This window comes from Paenibacillus sp. Marseille-Q9583, assembly GCF_976954365.1.
Map to the genome: position 1 here is coordinate 1 of NZ_CDRJTB010000104.1, position 14,551 is coordinate 14,551.

General features: G+C 45.3%; 26 protein-coding genes. 2 read left to right on the forward strand and 24 right to left on the reverse strand.

Annotated features, from left to right (window positions below):
* The 3 genes from ACWNM1_RS28685 to ACWNM1_RS28695 all read right to left on the reverse strand — a co-directional run.
* The coding region (locus ACWNM1_RS28685) for a hypothetical protein (RefSeq protein ID WP_449603649.1) at positions 1-574 on the reverse strand (574 nt) is incomplete at its 3' end.
* Positions 575-764: 190 nt separating this feature from the next.
* A complete protein-coding gene (locus ACWNM1_RS28690) occupies positions 765-1,232 on the reverse strand; it encodes an ArpU family phage packaging/lysis transcriptional regulator (RefSeq protein ID WP_449603650.1) in 468 nt (155 codons plus the stop codon).
* Between the two features lie 88 nt (positions 1,233-1,320).
* Entirely contained in the window at positions 1,321-1,650 is a 330-nt protein-coding gene (locus ACWNM1_RS28695) for a LexA family protein (RefSeq protein ID WP_449603651.1), read from the reverse strand.
* A gap of 129 nt (positions 1,651-1,779) precedes the next feature.
* Here ACWNM1_RS28695 and ACWNM1_RS28700 point away from each other — a divergent pair, with 129 nt between their 5' ends.
* Both ACWNM1_RS28700 and ACWNM1_RS28705 read left to right on the forward strand, forming a co-directional pair.
* Positions 1,780-2,658: an HNH endonuclease gene (locus ACWNM1_RS28700; protein ID WP_449603652.1), complete on the forward strand. Its 879-nt coding sequence runs from the start codon at positions 1,780-1,782 to the stop codon at positions 2,656-2,658.
* 123 nt (positions 2,659-2,781) lie between these two features.
* Positions 2,782-3,003 (forward strand): hypothetical protein, encoded by a 222-nt coding sequence (locus tag ACWNM1_RS28705; protein WP_449603653.1) that lies wholly within the window; start codon positions 2,782-2,784, stop codon positions 3,001-3,003.
* An 80-nt stretch (positions 3,004-3,083) separates the two neighbouring features.
* Here ACWNM1_RS28705 and ACWNM1_RS28710 read toward each other — a convergent pair whose 3' ends face one another.
* From ACWNM1_RS28710 to ACWNM1_RS28810, 21 genes are all read right to left on the reverse strand, one after another.
* Complete coding sequence (locus ACWNM1_RS28710; RefSeq protein ID WP_449603654.1) at positions 3,084-3,266, reverse strand: IDEAL domain-containing protein; 183 nt, start codon at positions 3,264-3,266, stop codon at positions 3,084-3,086.
* Between the two features lie 32 nt (positions 3,267-3,298).
* Positions 3,299-4,135 carry a hypothetical protein gene (locus ACWNM1_RS28715; protein WP_449603655.1) on the reverse strand — a complete coding sequence of 279 codons (837 nt, stop codon included), beginning with the start codon at positions 4,133-4,135 and terminating at the stop codon, positions 3,299-3,301.
* Positions 4,136-4,158: 23 nt separating this feature from the next.
* Positions 4,159-4,572 (reverse strand): RusA family crossover junction endodeoxyribonuclease, encoded by a 414-nt coding sequence (locus tag ACWNM1_RS28720; RefSeq protein WP_449603656.1) that lies wholly within the window; start codon positions 4,570-4,572, stop codon positions 4,159-4,161.
* The gene (locus tag ACWNM1_RS28725) at positions 4,523-4,720 is read right to left on the reverse strand and encodes a hypothetical protein (RefSeq protein ID WP_449603657.1); all 198 of its coding nucleotides are present in this window, start codon (positions 4,718-4,720) and stop codon (positions 4,523-4,525) included. Before ACWNM1_RS28725 ends, ACWNM1_RS28720 begins: the two co-directional genes overlap by 50 nt.
* Positions 4,701-4,880, reverse strand: coding sequence for a hypothetical protein (locus ACWNM1_RS28730; RefSeq protein ID WP_449603658.1), 180 nt, complete (start codon positions 4,878-4,880; stop codon positions 4,701-4,703). The genes ACWNM1_RS28725 and ACWNM1_RS28730 overlap by 20 nt, the downstream gene beginning before the upstream one ends.
* Before the next feature lie 23 nt (positions 4,881-4,903).
* The gene (locus tag ACWNM1_RS28735) at positions 4,904-5,083 is read right to left on the reverse strand and encodes a DUF6906 family protein (RefSeq protein ID WP_449603659.1); all 180 of its coding nucleotides are present in this window, start codon (positions 5,081-5,083) and stop codon (positions 4,904-4,906) included.
* Positions 5,013-5,309, reverse strand: a complete 297-nt coding sequence (locus ACWNM1_RS28740; RefSeq protein ID WP_449603660.1) for a hypothetical protein — start codon at positions 5,307-5,309, stop codon at positions 5,013-5,015. Before ACWNM1_RS28740 ends, ACWNM1_RS28735 begins: the two co-directional genes overlap by 71 nt.
* 19 nt (positions 5,310-5,328) lie before the next feature.
* A complete protein-coding gene (gene dnaB / locus ACWNM1_RS28745) occupies positions 5,329-6,729 on the reverse strand; it encodes a replicative DNA helicase (RefSeq protein ID WP_449603667.1) in 1,401 nt (466 codons plus the stop codon).
* Positions 6,722-7,066, reverse strand: a complete 345-nt coding sequence (locus tag ACWNM1_RS28750) for a hypothetical protein (protein WP_076220250.1) — start codon at positions 7,064-7,066, stop codon at positions 6,722-6,724. Before ACWNM1_RS28750 ends, dnaB begins: the two co-directional genes overlap by 8 nt.
* Positions 7,053-8,033: a hypothetical protein gene (locus ACWNM1_RS28755; protein ID WP_449603661.1), complete on the reverse strand. Its 981-nt coding sequence runs from the start codon at positions 8,031-8,033 to the stop codon at positions 7,053-7,055. Before ACWNM1_RS28755 ends, ACWNM1_RS28750 begins: the two co-directional genes overlap by 14 nt.
* Before the next feature lie 27 nt (positions 8,034-8,060).
* Entirely contained in the window at positions 8,061-8,240 is a 180-nt protein-coding gene (locus tag ACWNM1_RS28760; RefSeq protein WP_449603662.1) for a hypothetical protein, read from the reverse strand.
* A complete protein-coding gene (locus ACWNM1_RS28765) occupies positions 8,237-8,944 on the reverse strand; it encodes an MBL fold metallo-hydrolase (protein WP_449603663.1) in 708 nt (235 codons plus the stop codon). The genes ACWNM1_RS28760 and ACWNM1_RS28765 overlap by 4 nt, the downstream gene beginning before the upstream one ends.
* Complete coding sequence (locus ACWNM1_RS28770; RefSeq protein ID WP_449603664.1) at positions 8,944-9,888, reverse strand: recombinase RecT; 945 nt, start codon at positions 9,886-9,888, stop codon at positions 8,944-8,946. Before ACWNM1_RS28770 ends, ACWNM1_RS28765 begins: the two co-directional genes overlap by 1 nt.
* Positions 9,889-11,877: a hypothetical protein gene (locus ACWNM1_RS28775; RefSeq protein ID WP_449603665.1), complete on the reverse strand. Its 1,989-nt coding sequence runs from the start codon at positions 11,875-11,877 to the stop codon at positions 9,889-9,891. It lies immediately after the preceding gene.
* Positions 11,874-12,134: a hypothetical protein gene (locus tag ACWNM1_RS28780; protein WP_449603666.1), complete on the reverse strand. Its 261-nt coding sequence runs from the start codon at positions 12,132-12,134 to the stop codon at positions 11,874-11,876. The genes ACWNM1_RS28775 and ACWNM1_RS28780 overlap by 4 nt, the downstream gene beginning before the upstream one ends.
* 99 nt (positions 12,135-12,233) lie before the next feature.
* Positions 12,234-12,470: a hypothetical protein gene (locus ACWNM1_RS28785; protein ID WP_341145492.1), complete on the reverse strand. Its 237-nt coding sequence runs from the start codon at positions 12,468-12,470 to the stop codon at positions 12,234-12,236.
* A gap of 201 nt (positions 12,471-12,671) precedes the next feature.
* Positions 12,672-12,923 (reverse strand): AbrB/MazE/SpoVT family DNA-binding domain-containing protein, encoded by a 252-nt coding sequence (locus ACWNM1_RS28790; RefSeq protein ID WP_060622079.1) that lies wholly within the window; start codon positions 12,921-12,923, stop codon positions 12,672-12,674.
* A gap of 52 nt (positions 12,924-12,975) precedes the next feature.
* Positions 12,976-13,245 carry a hypothetical protein gene (locus tag ACWNM1_RS28795; RefSeq protein ID WP_076220873.1) on the reverse strand — a complete coding sequence of 90 codons (270 nt, stop codon included), beginning with the start codon at positions 13,243-13,245 and terminating at the stop codon, positions 12,976-12,978.
* A 9-nt stretch (positions 13,246-13,254) separates the two neighbouring features.
* On the reverse strand, positions 13,255-13,770 hold the full coding sequence (locus tag ACWNM1_RS28800; protein ID WP_076220872.1) for a transcriptional regulator: 516 nt from the start codon (positions 13,768-13,770) through the stop codon (positions 13,255-13,257).
* Positions 13,771-13,899: 129 nt separating this feature from the next.
* Positions 13,900-14,223, reverse strand: coding sequence for a hypothetical protein (locus ACWNM1_RS28805; protein ID WP_081383892.1), 324 nt, complete (start codon positions 14,221-14,223; stop codon positions 13,900-13,902).
* A gap of 18 nt (positions 14,224-14,241) precedes the next feature.
* A complete protein-coding gene (locus ACWNM1_RS28810; protein WP_438357167.1) occupies positions 14,242-14,442 on the reverse strand; it encodes a helix-turn-helix domain-containing protein in 201 nt (66 codons plus the stop codon).
* Positions 14,443-14,551: the final 109 nt, after the last annotated feature.

The following is a 14,551-nucleotide window of genomic DNA, read 5'->3' on the forward strand; positions in this document are numbered from 1 at the left end:
TAAAATGCCTTCTAAAGACTTCTAGAATGTACCAATGTACCGAACTCATATACCTAATAAAATGACCCATATCTAAATTCACTTCGTCACCCTCATTAATTCCTAACCACGAGCAATTAGTTACCAAGCGACCATCAGCTTTACCATTTTTATGAACCAAAACATTTCTAATTTGAGATAACTCCATTAATTGGCGTTTGACCGTTTCTTCCACCTGTCCATCATGACCAAAAATTTTAAGCAAAGATTCAAACCTGTTCACCCCAAAACCAGTAACATTCTTTTGATCGCTTTTTAATAATTCAAGTATAAAGTCAGCTTGTTCATATCTGGATTTATAAATAAAGTTTAATAACTCTCCTTTGAGTTTTTCAATTTCTTTAATCGACCTAAGGTTTTCTTCTTCGAGTATTAACTTTATCAAAAACTCATCGACAAACGCTTCTAACAAAGTCCAAATTCGAATTGACAAGAGATTATACAAAAACGGGAAGCCCTTTTTTTCTTGAACTTCAACAAAGTTACCTAAATACAACATTTTTTCTGGAAGATCTCGTTCCTCATTGATATCCATTCCATGGATTATCTTATTGCGGGTACTGTAAGAAACAGTTGATCCTATGTCAACTATCTGAGAAAACATCTCAATATCATTTAGTTGAAGTATATATGAGTTAAAGAAGTCTTCGTTAATCAGAAGTAACACCTCCTAGTATATTTCCATTTCCTACTACATATTTCGACGTTCTATTCACCTTTCCTTTCTACTGTTTATCCTCGAACAACACTTCTAATCCAAGAGCGCAAGCTAAAATATATATCGCTCTTGATTTCACCCGACGATACTTTCGATCACTCATCCCCATTTCACCACATAGAATAGAATCATATTCATCCTCATAATCCATATACCTCCGCTCTATGATCTCTCGCTCTACCTTCTTAAGCCTCCCCATTGCCAAATCGAGTAGTTTAGACTTTTGTTCCAACTCTGCTCCCCTATCTGTATTCCATATAGCTATATTCTCCGTCGTCCGGCTGATCGCATTGGTTGATCCATGATACCTTGGCTCAGGACTGGCCGTTAATGCGGCCTGGCGCCGTACAAAGCCAATCTGCCGGTACACACGAACCGTCTCCAGATATTCTTCTACCCGGCGACGGGTTTCCTTTTCGTCGATCGGGAGGATGTCAAAAGCCAGTTGGATTGCTAATTTGTCGCTTTTCCCCAAGATAATCCCCTCACTCATGGTATAATTCGAATGAAGGTAAGAGATTGGACCCCCGCCCCGACCAAGGATATGGGGGTCTTTTTATGTCTCAGTATTTTTCAAGCTGCTTAAGCTTCTTCCGTAACTCCACATTCTCCAGCAGTAACCTCCAATTTTGCTCCCTTAAGTCTTCCTGTGACTGTAGTGAATCACTATTTTTCTGCCCAACCACTCGTAATGTCCGGACTTCATTGTCCGTCTTCACTAAGTACCCTTTGTCTACTAATTGCTTTACTAATGAATGCGCAGTAGAACGCGATCTTATCTTCAGGAGATCAGCGACTTCAGAAACCGAAGGAGCATACCCTTTCTGAACGATGAAGGCCTTTATAAGTTCAAGCGTCTCACTTTGGCGATTTGTTAAAGGCTTATTTGTCACAACTAAATCCTCACTTTCTTAATTAACCTTTATTTTCCCAAAATCTCCATATTCCTCACTTCCTGTCGGAAGGAATCGAACGGTGGAACGTCCAATACTAAATGAACTACTTATAAGCAGGTGAACTGAATGACCGAACCCGTAAACTTAGAAATTGCGAGACGCTCTTCCATGTGGGAGGCGCTTCTCAAAGTATCAAATCCCAATAGTGTTGATCCCCAAGTCCTCCGTCAGTTGAATTTCTTCGCTGGTCAAGCCGGTATCTACCGTGATGCAAAAGAAACTAAGAAGTATACCTCCAATGACGCAGGGATAGCCGTCTCTTTGCTTCATACAGGTAGTCATTACGATGACGACTTGTCTGAGACCGAGATTATTTATCACTATCCTCAAACATCTCGTATAGGCGTAACCGACTTTAATGAGATACTGTCTGCTAAAAATGCAGCAGAGTTAGGTGTTCCAATCTTCGTAATCTCTTACATAGGAACAAAACGAAAAGTACAACTTGGTAAAATCGTTTCCTGGGATGATCTAACCAAAACATTTTTGGTCTTATTTAATCCGCAAGATTTATTTGAAACTAACGTTGATAGAAACATCGATGAGGAACCTTTCATTGCTATAGATTCAGAGCCTGAATCAAAGGTTGCCAATGTTAAGAGCCGTCCAGGACAACCTAGATTCAAGTTCCACGTGTTTAAGCGCTATGGTCCATACTGTGCCGTGTGTGATAACAATGTACCGGAGCTTCTGCAGGCGGCACACATTATTCCTAAAAAACATAATGGTTCAGATGATCCTCGAAATGGTTTAGTGCTATGTGGAAATCATCATCTCGCATACGATTCCGGTCTTTTTATGTTTAACCCCGAGACAACAGCTATACAGATGAGCTCGGAATATACTGCTGCAGCTCTAAGCATCACCCGCAACAGTCTGAATCATTTGAAAAGCCTCCCCCATACCGATGCGCTTAAATGGCGTGCTACAGAATGGGGAAAATGAAGAAACAGTTCTATATTATCTGTTATGAACTGAGGTGATACAATGATATTTAAAAAAATGAAACGTTGGGTAAAGATTGTATTCGGACTCCTATTCATCTTCACAATACTAGGAGTAACTGGGTTGATTGGCATCATGATTTTTCTAGCTTTCATTGATGACCAGGCAATCACAAACACAGCTTTAATTAATAGACTCACTTTGCTTCTAGCAGGATTATCTTTACCTGGGTTGATTGTCCAACTCCTTTCATTCCTCACTATTAATGATAAAAAGACTTTTACCTTAGAAAAAAAGTGTCCCCATTGCAAGCAACTCATGGAGTTAAAACTTACCGAAGATTGAACGGATGGGATTTAATCCATCCGTTCTTTTATTACTCCCAGGCTGACAACCTCTTCACCTATATTAGGTACTTTATTTCTTCATCCTCCTTTTTTTAATCTATTTAGTTCCGTTGAATACCGGTAAAATGCCTCTTCATCTCGCTCATCTAGAGCTAAATCGATGAGTGTCCTTAACTGAGCAATCCGATATTTCCTCACTGCCGTTTCCCAAACCACTTCGATATATTTATCAATTGCCAGTGCATAAACCGCAAATATCAAGACGGTACCTCCCTAGGTAAGAGAAAAGCAGCTTACGCTGCTCCTCCTCCACCCTTCATTTTCTTTGCTGCCAGTTTGCGATATGCCGTCCATCTGGTCGATAGTTGCCCACTGGTCATGCCATTTTCATTAGCGATTTCCCGCCAAGTTTTATCTTCATTGATACGTTTCTCCAAAAGAACAGGGAACGGGATTGGTTGTCCATCATATTCGACTTCAGGAAAGATTGGGCGTTCAGCAAGGATAAAAGCGTCCAGTTCTTCCTTACTTGTCTCATCTGCAGCAGTTTCTCCAAGATCAGAGCTTTCACCATTTTCGACTTTTACTTGTTCTCCTGATTCATCAGGATCACCCTCGTTTTCTTGGCAGTCAGTTCCAGCTCCATCATTCAGCCAATCCGGTTTGAGGTCTGCGCCCTCTGAATGCTCATCAGAACCGCCAGCATTTATATCTTCTTCAGATGATTGAACTTCATTAGCTCCTTCTTCTTCTGCATCTGGTTCAACAATTTCAAAATTATCGTCCTTCTGCTCGCCATCCGAAGCACCTTTTTGCTGTTCGAATAGCTTGCCTTGATCAGGATCATCTTCACCGATCTTATCTGTGCTCATAACGACACCCGAGGCATCAGTTGTGACACGACGGCCAGTGACTTCTCGGTATATATCTCCGTCCTCTTCATCGAAATCGAAAGCAGCCTGAGGATCGCCCAGGAAGACATTGATCTTTTCCCCTTGATTGCTACTGAGGAACAAGAAGTTCTCCTGCATGACTCTCAGTGGCACAAGCAATTTGACTTCAACATCGGCATCTCCAACTTTAATTCCTTTTGCAATAGTTGCACTGAATTTTGCATAATCCTTTATCATATCGATCTTCCCCTCAGTTTTTTTTATTGGAGTTGCTTGATCTTCACTTCAATGCGTGGTCGTGCGCTGTACCGTTTCCTTACGAATGCGTCCACTACCTGGCTATCATCCTTCCAGATGATGCCCTTCAGCGCGTCCTTAACACCTTTCAGATAGTTGTCCGCATCAGGCTTTGTCACTGGGAGAATATCACCCCGCTCTGCAGCTGCTGCTTTTTTCTGACTGAAGCTCTTAGGTGTGGAACGATAGGCAGTAACCGCAATACCTAACGGACCATCTAGAAGAGCTGCCGGCGCATACTCATTGGCAGCCAATCGAACATAATCCTTATAGTCTCTTGATTTGGCGGGATCATAGGCTCTCGGAAATCCACCGGCAGTGCTAAATTTAGGCCGGCCCTGGGCGACCGGTTCTCCGTAAACCGTAAACTGAATCATTGCGTTTCCCTCCTCGATGCTTAACCGGCATCATCGCTGTATCAAGCACGTACACCATACCTGCCATCGCTCCAGTTTCATCAACAACCGCGAAGTAATTTTGTTCCTGAAAGAATGGATCAATCGGCTTACGCTTCTTTACAACCATTAAGATCGACTCCCCTCATTCGTATACCGATCGCGAGTTCAAACTCAGCAATACCCTCATCCACTTCCGTTGGATCCATATCAGAAAACTCAGCTAGCAGATCCACACGTCCCTGAGTAACTCCAGTATCTATATAATGACGACGCATCTGGTTATACACGTGCCAGTAATTCCGCCCACTCATCAGGAACCCTTGCGGATTGTCCGCTTCTTCGTCTTCCCTTCGACACTGATCTTAGGGATTAATACCAGTTCCGCAGGCGTCTCCCGTTCAACCAACCAATTATCCGGATTAAGCCGACTGGCCCGGATCGTTTCCTTCTGACGTCGCGTCGGCCGTTTTCCCTGCTTCATTTTCTCCATCCCCCTTATTCAGCTGCTTCCACTCTTCAGGCCACACATACTGACCGTCAATCATCTGTACGACGATAGAATCTCCGCCATCTATCACCCGTACCTCGCGGAACATCCCTGCCTTACCATGGAGCTGCGTATAGCGATAAACTTCCTCCGGAGTGTTCAGTGTCACCGAAGGTGTATGCCAGCCGCCCGGTTCCGGGAAGCAAAACCCGTAAAATTGCTCTTCCATATTGGCTCCTTTACTGCGCCTATTGGCGCTTTGCAATGTCTTTCCGTGGTGCTGGCTCATTCTGCGCTCGTTCGTAATTTACAAATTTGTTGTAATTCTTCATGAACACCAGTTCCACAGTACCTACGGGACCGTTCCGTTGCTTAGCAATAATGATTTCAATGATGTTCTTTTTCTCGGTTTCCTTGTCGTAATAGTCGTCACGGTAAAGGAACGCTACAATGTCTGCATCCTGCTCAATTGCTCCCGATTCACGAAGATCACTCATCATTGGACGCTTGTCCTGACGCTGCTCAACACCCCGGCTGAGTTGGGACAAGGCGATAACTGGCACTTCAAGTTCCCGGGCTATTTGCTTCAAGGTTCGGCTAATCTGTGATACCTCTTCCTGCCGGTTCGCACCGCTGCGCCCTCTACCCTGGATGAGCTGCAGGTAATCGATCACGATCATTCCCAGCTTGCCTTCTTTCTTCAACCCCCGGCACTTGGCACGAATTTCATTCACCGTTATACCAGGGGTATCGTCAATGTGAATATCCGCCTCCGACAATAATCCAACAGCCATCGCCATGCGTTCCCAATCATCACCTTCAAACTTCCCTGTTCGCATACGACTGGCATCGATCTGAGCTTCAGCACAGATCATTCTTTGTACAAGCTGCGCGGCACTCATCTCCAAACTGAAGATAGCGACGGTCTCCTTCGCTCGTACTCCGACATTTTGAGCAATGTTCAGTGCAAAAGCCGTTTTTCCGACCGATGGCCGTGCCGCTACGATAATTAAGTCGTTTTTCTGGAATCCAGCAGTCATCTTATCGAGATCAATAAACCCAGACTCAATCCCTGTGATTCCGCGGTTTATATCACGGACGTTATACCGCTGTTCTGCCTCTTCCCAGACCTGCATCAATGCATCTTTGATCCCAATAAATTCACGTACTGGAACCGTCTGGTCTGAGAGTTTAGATACAGCAGTCTCAGCCATTGCAACGAACCCTTTAACATCCTGCTCCTCCCCAGCATTACGAAGCAGATCTAGGGCCGTATCAATCGCTTGACGACGAAGGAACATCTCCTGTACTCGCTCAACATAGTAGGCTGCGTTCGCTGTTGTCGGCACTGCATGAGCCAACTTCGACAGGTAACTAACCCCACCAACCTTGTCGATTTCCTCGCTGTCCTGCAATTGTGAAGTCAGGCTGATCAAATCAATAGGCTGTTCCGCATTGCTGAGACGACGCATCGCTCTGTATATCCGTGCATGTCCTTCGTCGCTAAATTCCCCGCCTTGCAATATATCTGCCGAAGCTTCATAAGCCGACTGGTCTATCAAGGACGCACCTAGTACCGCTTGCTCGGCTTGAAGGTCAACTGGCATTTCAATTCCTGCTGCTGCTAAAAAAACCTCACGATCAAGCATCCGTTTCACCTCGAAGCTTCCGCTTCACCGTTTCCCAGTAACCTTCAGGTGGTGGTTTATCGCTTGAACCCCACTCATCGAGATTGGCGAAATGTTCTGCAGCAGCTTCCTTGCTGCGCTGGCTATCTTGCAAATCGCCCAGGCGGCCACGGATGTTTGCAATCTTTGGCTCTACCGTTTCAGTCAGAATATAGCGATCAATATTCTCTTGGGCTGTTTCCGCCGGAAAATCTTTGAGATATTTATAATCTGCTTTTACCTTTTCGACGGAAGCATCAAAAAACGGGAAATGCTTCTTAATCTCTCGATAAAGCTGAGCAACTTCAACCACCTCCACGCTTCTTCTCCTCCTCGATGAACTGTTCTAAATCTTCAATTTCCTGTTGACGTTGGCTTTTTCGACGCTCTCTTGAGGGTCCCAGGGCGACTGTTCCCTGCTGTGAAGATGCAGGGGGAGTTAGGTACCGCTCAAGAAATGAGGACAATTCATCCCAGCAGCCATAAATAACGGTTTTGCAATACGAGAACGTCCGAATCTTGTCCGAAGGTCTCCTCCGTTTAGCTTTCTTCCGGGCAATTGCCAGATCGATGAAAAAGTATACGAGATCCAGCGGCATGGCCTCGTTCGCAATCTCACGAACATGTTCCCAATCGGCAGTAACGGAACTGAGTAGCCCATTACGTTGCATGTAATACTGTTCGATTTTAAGGACACGCTGTTCGACTGTCGGTTTATCAAGATCTATTTGGCCTGTGGAGACGGCACCCACAGCGGCGGTCAGCACCCCGGATCTTGAACTCAACTCTTTTTGATCATCTTCTTCCAAACCATTAATCCATCTATCAATCAAAATCTTTATAATATCTTTATTAGATCGGAAGTTTTCTTCCGGGTGATCGGAAGTTTTCTTCCTATCTTCATCCTCCAGATCGGAAGTTTTTTTCCTATCTCCATCGTCAGAGTGGTAGTTTACTTCCGGTCTATTTTGATACTTTTTTGAGTTCCGAACACTGAAAATAAGTCCATATGGAGCGCGGGTCACTCGTATGTAACCATGCTCCTCTAATCTTTTAATCCAATCGCGGATTGTTCTTCCGGTCACTCCGAAAGTTTCCTCCAACTCACTGCTGCGGATCGGCTTGTTCCCGAGGACGATACCCCAGACAGTTCCCTCTCTTTCCTTCTCCGATGTCGTGGAGCTGATACACCACAGGAAAAGCCATATCGCGCTGCCTATTTGTTTGTAATGTTGTGGCTGCAAAAGCCCTGAGTATGTCGGAAACGGGTAACTGCCTTCGGGCATTCAATCATCCCCTATAAATCATTCATATCAATCTCTATCATCCTGGAGGTAAACGATCGGATATCTCACCCGCTTCACCGTCCAGCCCGGGTAAGCTCGCGCGAAGTATTCTCGTGTCTCCCGCTTAAACTCTTCTTGATCTACCTTCATCAACTTCCAGATCCGCTCCCCCATCATGCTCTGCATCACAGGTTTATCGTTGATCATCGATCTGCCACCCTAACAAGAGCTCCGGTAGTCTCCTGAATCTCTCTCTTAAAGCGCTCTGCGTCACTATTACCGTCAGATAAGTGCAGAAGCCAAATCTCCTCAACATTACGGGTATCATTGGCTTTCAAGAATTCTTTCACATTCTCCAATCCGAAGTGAGAACGAAGCAGCCGTTTCTTTTGAGCAGGATGCAAGTGACCCGCAGCCACCCGCTTGTTAACGATATCTAAGGAATAATTGCACTCAACCATGATGTGAGTCAGGCCTTTGAAGCGATGCCGGCAATAGTAGGTATCAGTCAGAAAGACCAGCTTATCTCCCGCTGTATTGGCTAGCAGGAAGCCTAGCGGCTCCTCTACATCGTGCTGAATATCAAATGGTAGAATTGTCCATGTGCCTATCGTGAACTGTTCCAACGCCCTTATGACCTTCAGGCGATGTCCTGTTAACCCTCTAGCAGTTGCCGTGCCTGCGCTGGTGTAAATGTTAATACCTGTCCGCATAATGTCAGGAGCAGCTTTGCTATGATCTAGGTGCTCATGAGTAATAAGGCAACCTGCAATGTCAGACATTCCAAAATTAAGCGCCCGCTGTATCGACTTATAAGGAAAACCGGCTTCCAACAGAAGCACGGTGTAGCCGTCCGATATTCGGTAGGCGTTACCGGCGCTGCTGGAGCCGAGGCACTGGATGTCGATCATTAGAATTCCATCTCTTGTTCAATTGGTGGTACATCACCAGCAAAATTGTTAGGATCATTACCAGCTTGAGGCTTGTTTCCAGTCGGTTGTCGTTTGGTCTCATTAATTTTTGACTTCTCTGCTGTTGGAGCTTCAGTAGCCTTTTTATCCACTGCTGCTTCCGGTGTGATATCAATAATCTCTCCGTTCGCATGTTCTGCAATCTCTGCTTCCACCTCAGCTTCAGCAATCATTTCATCCTGTGCCTTGAAATGTTTCATGATCAAGCTACTATCATCGGAGGTGTTCATATAAGCCTTGCATGCTCGATTAATAACAGTACGCTTTGCCATCTCACCAGGGAATTCATTATGCGTGCTGTTCTCCTTGTCGGGACCTTGCTTCGACTTCTTCCATGATTGACGAATCTCACTCATAGTCATAATCTCAGTGTACTCATTACCGTCTTCCCAATAGATCGTGCAGTATGCTCCAATAATCTTGCTGTCATCGATGTTTTTAAACGCTGATTTATGCTTTGTGATTTTCTTACGACTGCGAACAATTTCGAATTCAAATTCATCATCCTGGTAGATGATCTGAGCATCGATGTCAGAAGCTCCTGTAACATTCTTTGTGACTGCCATCGTCCCAAAGTAACTCCGCTGGAATGTGAGCTTTGTACCGTACACGATGAAGTAACCTTGTTTCTTAGATGGATTTAGTCCCTGAACAACCATATCCAGCAAAGAGTTAGCGATACTGTCCTTCGAACAAGTTTCAAGAGCTGGCTTATAATTTTTATCCTGAACAGTTTGAAGGAGAAGCCACGCTGATTTCATGGCATTCTCCGGACTGTAATTTGCGGGGAAGTGAATCTCTCCGCGTTCCTGAAACTGCCTTACTTTCTCCGCCACCACATCGACGGTGTCACGTTTTACTAAAGCAAGTTGTGCTGTACTCAATTAAATCGCCTCCTGTATGGCTGCCGTTTCTATGCGAAGCTTCTTATCCTTCTCGCTAACTACCAGCCGAATGACCTGGGCATCTGTATCAATCAACCTCGTCACTGCCTCGGCATTATCTACGAAGATCGGAGCCGAGAATCCGTAATGTTCACCTAGCGTATTGATGATATCCAAACCGATATTGATACGAGCCGCATTGTTGAGCCCACCATCATAAGGAACTCCCTTATAAAGCGTGTCGCAGACTTCCTTGATCCCGCCGTTGATTTGATCCTCAAAGAGTCGAAACCGTGCAAGCTTGAATTTGCTGTTGATCTTGGCATCCAGCATGCTGACCTTGGTCTTAGTGAATTCCTCGCAGAGGAACAATTCATGCTGCAGGCGCTCATACTCCGCTGCAAGTTCCCGCTCTTGTTTCTCTAGCTCCATCACCCGCATCTGCGCCCGGCGGACACCATCGAATTTAGTGAGATCTCGTTCCAATTCTTCAATCTCAGCACGTTGCTGGCGAATTTCAGAACGAGCTATTGCAGCAGCATCTTCACCTGAAGTTCTCAATACTTCAATCTGCTGTTTAACTTGAGTAGCTTCAGCCTGCTTCTTGGCATATTCAGGATCAGTAACTGGGTCCTTGACTCCTGTACGTAACACAGTCAGCTGATCATCAGCGGACGCGACCTCAGCCTGCAGGGTTTTCAGGGTACTAGTCAAACCTTCAAGTTCTTCCCGTAGCCGAGTGATTTCCTGCTCGAATTTCTGAGCTTCAGCCACCGCTGCTTTTCCGGAATTATTGATACGCTCTTTACGCTCCGCTAGCCGACGATTAAATTCAGCCTCTGCTTTGTCGTGAGCCGCCTTAATTTGATCTTCTGGGAGTGACTGACCGCAGGCTGGGCAATTTGCATCATGACCTTCAGGATGTTCGAAGGTAAGACTCTTCAGCTCAGCAAATTCTGTTCTCAAGCGATCTGCTTCTTGCCGACGATCAGTAACTAAGCGCTCATTCTGTTTGATACGTTGCTCCTTGTCCTCTACTGTACGGCGGTACTTATCCAACTCGTTATGCATCCGGTTCACTTCATCACGTTTGAGAGCCAACTTATCCAACACATTGGAATGCATACGACTCTTGATATCGATCAGCTCGCCTTCAATTTCACGAAGCCGCTTTTCCTTAACCGCTACCTCACCACCTGAAAGAATCCGGGAAAGCTCAGCCTCCCCTGATTCCACCCGATTACGCAGGATCGCGATATCTTCCTTGAGTAGCTCTTCATCCAGCTCCGCAACATCCGGCATTTGGCGCTGCACTTCACTGATCCGCACCGGCAGTTCCTTGATCTCCTTGTTAATCACAGTACATCTGGAAGAGATAACCTTTTTATGTGACTCAAGGTCGCGATCTCCCAAGATACCTGGTAATGAAGCAAGTTCCTTGTTACCGTGAATGACCTCGGCGTCCGTAAGATCACCGCATACCTCCAGTAACGTCTTTCGGCGCTCTTCCTTCTTTAGCTGTTCATTGAAGTAAGAAGGTGAAGTCAATAGTTTGAATAAATCCTCTTTGATGATGGAATCCACCTCTGAGGTGTACTCCCCTTTTTTCACAGGAACACCATCAAGAAAGTAGTTCGTTTCATGTCCTTCGAAGGCATCCGTCGCAGAGCCACGCTTCTTCGTCCACTTTTCAGTAAACACTCGGCGGAAAGTACGACGGCGGCCATCGATCAAGAAAACTCCCTCCACTTCGTGTTCCAACTTGTGCTGAAGAACCTTCCCTGCTCCATCCAAACCCTTAATCTCGAAGTCAGCCTTGTTTTGGCTGTCCTTACCGAACAAGAGCCAGACAAAGCCGTCGAACATAGTGGTCTTCCCAGTAGCATTGTCACCATAGACATCAGCGTCCCCGCCATTAGCGGCGAGGACAAGTTCTTTAATACCTTTGAAATTACGGAGCGTCAGGCGCTCCAAAACGATACGTTTCAAGCGATTCCCTCCTCGATGGCTTCATTGCATTCAGCATGTAAGATCATTTGTTGATCAGGTGTTTCTGGATAGCGGATACCATCCAAATAAGTCCGGATTTTGTATTCCAGCTCAGCCAATTGCTCATTGCTAAAATGATGCTGAATGGATTCCCCGCCTTGCTGGATATTTAGAACCGGAGGATTAAAGTAGGTCTCCGCATCGATGATGAAGTCAACGATTTCCTCATGTAAGAGAAATGTGTGCGTTCCACGCATGGATGAACTCCCCCCCCTTGTGTAGTCCGCCCCCAGCATGATATAGTGGGGGCAAGAAAATTTGATTTTCAAAGAACTGAGATAGCCCATGCCAGTGGGCTATTTTTCGTTGTCGTGTTCAGCAATTTCCTTGTAATCTACGATTACAGGAGCGTTCTCGACACTGGCTATCATGTGGCCATCTTCGTCCAGAACGACATACTCAGAATGAACATGGTCCTCATACTCAGAACCAACCTGCTTAATCTCAATTACTTCATGGCTATCAATCTCCGTTCCAACTTCAAATACTCGTGTAGGATTACTAACCACTGTTAACTTTTGAATGATTTGCATAAGCTGCCTCCTTTCTATGTATTTTCAAGGTGGGCGAGGGAGTAACTGCACCAATAAAGACGGCCTTTTCAGCTCCCTTCACCTATGTGATCCGCCACCACCTTGGATGCGTCAGCCGCATCTTGGAATCCCGGACGGAGGAAAGGTTATTTCTAAGGTCCGACATTCCAAGACAGGGGCCGAAGCCCGTGCCTGTCCTTCTTAAATCTTTGCTGCTGCTGCCATTTTCTGAATAACTGAGCGGCTGTACAGTTTCCCTTCAAACGGAACCAAATCTTCCTGGCTACCAGTGATCGCACAGCCAGGTGCGTACTTGCGGAAGATGATCTTGTCGTCGTCAACGAAGATCTCTACAGGGTCTTTGATCTCCAAATTCATAGTGCGACGTAATTCAATAGGGATAACGATCCGTCCAAGCTCGTCCAATTTACGTACAATTCCAGTTGATTTCATATTATTAGCCTCCATAGGATTATTTTTTAGAATTTATAAATGCACTTGTACCTCAAAGGGTAGCCTTGTGCTTTTCACGCTTCGGGGTTAAAATGGACATCAATAGATTCTCTAACCGAGATTTCAAACCAAGTGACTGCCCTGCCAGGCGGTCATTTTTCATTTCTACTTCAGCGATGCGGATCATATTATTCAGATAGTCTTCAGCATCCTCAATCCTTCCTGGTAGCATCACATCCGGATTCTTCCGGATCATCTGTAGGTTATGAGCTGCATGCTGACCCGCTTCTCTTGCCTCAGCGACCAATTGTTCTCTTTCCAAAGCGCACCCTCATTTCAAATATTTTTTAACTTTTAGCTCAGCTCGATGCTCCTTCCAAGTTCCCAACCAACTAAAGGAATACTCTTTACATAGCACTGCAGCCAGATGAGTCAGGGCCGTGATAGCTTCCACCGTTTCCATAAGCAGTCGTTTTATTTGATGTCGCTCTGCATCCGTTATTTGTTCATTAGTTTTGCTGATTGGTGCTTGTCCCGATGCCACAAGTACTTCCTTCATCTCCTCGACGGTTTTTATTAGGACGCTTGCTCTATGCAGATCCACATTATCCAGCCAAGGTGAGAAGGCTCCCCCAGAAACATCTGCTACTGCTGCCAAGAAAAGCTGTCCATCATCGTAGTGCTCAACCGCTGCCTTCATGACTGGCCTAGAAGCTTTACGCGTTCCTTTAACGATTTTCCCGATTTGAGAAGCATCGACATTAGCTACTTTTCCAGCAATATGCCGGTTATCACCGGTACGTTTCAAGACGTCTTGTAGTGCGGTTCCAAATTGTCCGATTGCCAACTAGATTTCAACTCCTTTGTCCGTTTTATGGGATGCTATCGGACAGAGGCCTGATGTATGATGTTGTTAAGCGATTCCCCTTACCGCAATCCCTGCCCGCCGCTGCCGATAAAGCTCGGCGGGTTTTCTTTATCCGATTGCATGTCTGCGTTTAGCTTTGAAATCTTCACCAGCGTTATTATCGATCCACTCGGTGTGTTCATCGATCCACCGAAGTAATAAAGCTGACGGTATCCGTGGATTACCAAACTCACGATTCACTGGAAAGTCTGGACGTTTCATAACCTCAGTGGCTGTTGGTCTGCTAATGTCCAGAAGTTCCATGAACTGCTTAATGCTAAGCACTGGCGGTAGTGAAGTCGGGACTTGTACTGCGTAAACTTCAATTGCTCGAGATACAACCTTTTCAAGCAACCGTTCTAAGTCATCGCTGTCCATCACAACTATGGACATTTAGATCACCTCCTTGATTCAAATATGTTCCTTTAGGGAACTTTCGTCTTCAAAAAAATTTTCCCATGGAAATTTAAGAACACTAGCAATAGCTTTTGCAGCAGGAACAGCAGGAGTTTTAGTACCGACTTCAATATTTGTATAGTAACTCCGCGATATACCTGCTTCATCAGCTACCTGCTCATGAGTTTTACCTAATGTCTCACGAAGTTCTTTCAACCAGCTCCTCATCCAGCATCACCTCCATTGTTCCTTTAAGTAACTTTATAGCTTGATTATATGTTACTTTAAGAAACATGTCAAACATAAAAGTTTCTTTTAAGAACAT

Bases quoted from the DNA above. Each gene is read 5' to 3' on its own strand.
- ACWNM1_RS28785 (WP_341145492.1), bottom strand. From the start codon at position 12,470: ATGCAAATCATTCAAAAGTTAACAGTGGTTAGTAATCCTACACGAGTA.
- ACWNM1_RS28780 (WP_449603666.1), bottom strand. From the start codon at position 12,134: ATGCGTGGAACGCACACATTTCTCTTACATGAGGAAATCGTTGACTTC.
- ACWNM1_RS28805 (WP_081383892.1), bottom strand. From the start codon at position 14,223: ATGTCCATAGTTGTGATGGACAGCGATGACTTAGAACGGTTGCTTGAA.
- dnaB (WP_449603667.1), bottom strand. From the start codon at position 6,729: ATGCTTGATCGTGAGGTTTTTTTAGCAGCAGCAGGAATTGAAATGCCA.
- ACWNM1_RS28740 (WP_449603660.1), bottom strand. From the start codon at position 5,309: ATGGAAGAGCAATTTTACGGGTTTTGCTTCCCGGAACCGGGCGGCTGG.
- ACWNM1_RS28700 (WP_449603652.1), top strand. From the start codon at position 1,780: ATGACCGAACCCGTAAACTTAGAAATTGCGAGACGCTCTTCCATGTGG.
- ACWNM1_RS28755 (WP_449603661.1), bottom strand. From the start codon at position 8,033: ATGCCCGAAGGCAGTTACCCGTTTCCGACATACTCAGGGCTTTTGCAG.
- ACWNM1_RS28765 (WP_449603663.1), bottom strand. From the start codon at position 8,944: ATGATCGACATCCAGTGCCTCGGCTCCAGCAGCGCCGGTAACGCCTAC.
- ACWNM1_RS28760 (WP_449603662.1), bottom strand. From the start codon at position 8,240: ATGATCAACGATAAACCTGTGATGCAGAGCATGATGGGGGAGCGGATC.
- ACWNM1_RS28735 (WP_449603659.1), bottom strand. From the start codon at position 5,083: ATGGAGAAAATGAAGCAGGGAAAACGGCCGACGCGACGTCAGAAGGAA.
- ACWNM1_RS28720 (WP_449603656.1), bottom strand. From the start codon at position 4,572: ATGATTCAGTTTACGGTTTACGGAGAACCGGTCGCCCAGGGCCGGCCT.
- ACWNM1_RS28725 (WP_449603657.1), bottom strand. From the start codon at position 4,720: ATGGTTGTAAAGAAGCGTAAGCCGATTGATCCATTCTTTCAGGAACAA.
- ACWNM1_RS28715 (WP_449603655.1), bottom strand. From the start codon at position 4,135: ATGATAAAGGATTATGCAAAATTCAGTGCAACTATTGCAAAAGGAATT.
- ACWNM1_RS28790 (WP_060622079.1), bottom strand. From the start codon at position 12,923: ATGAAATCAACTGGAATTGTACGTAAATTGGACGAGCTTGGACGGATC.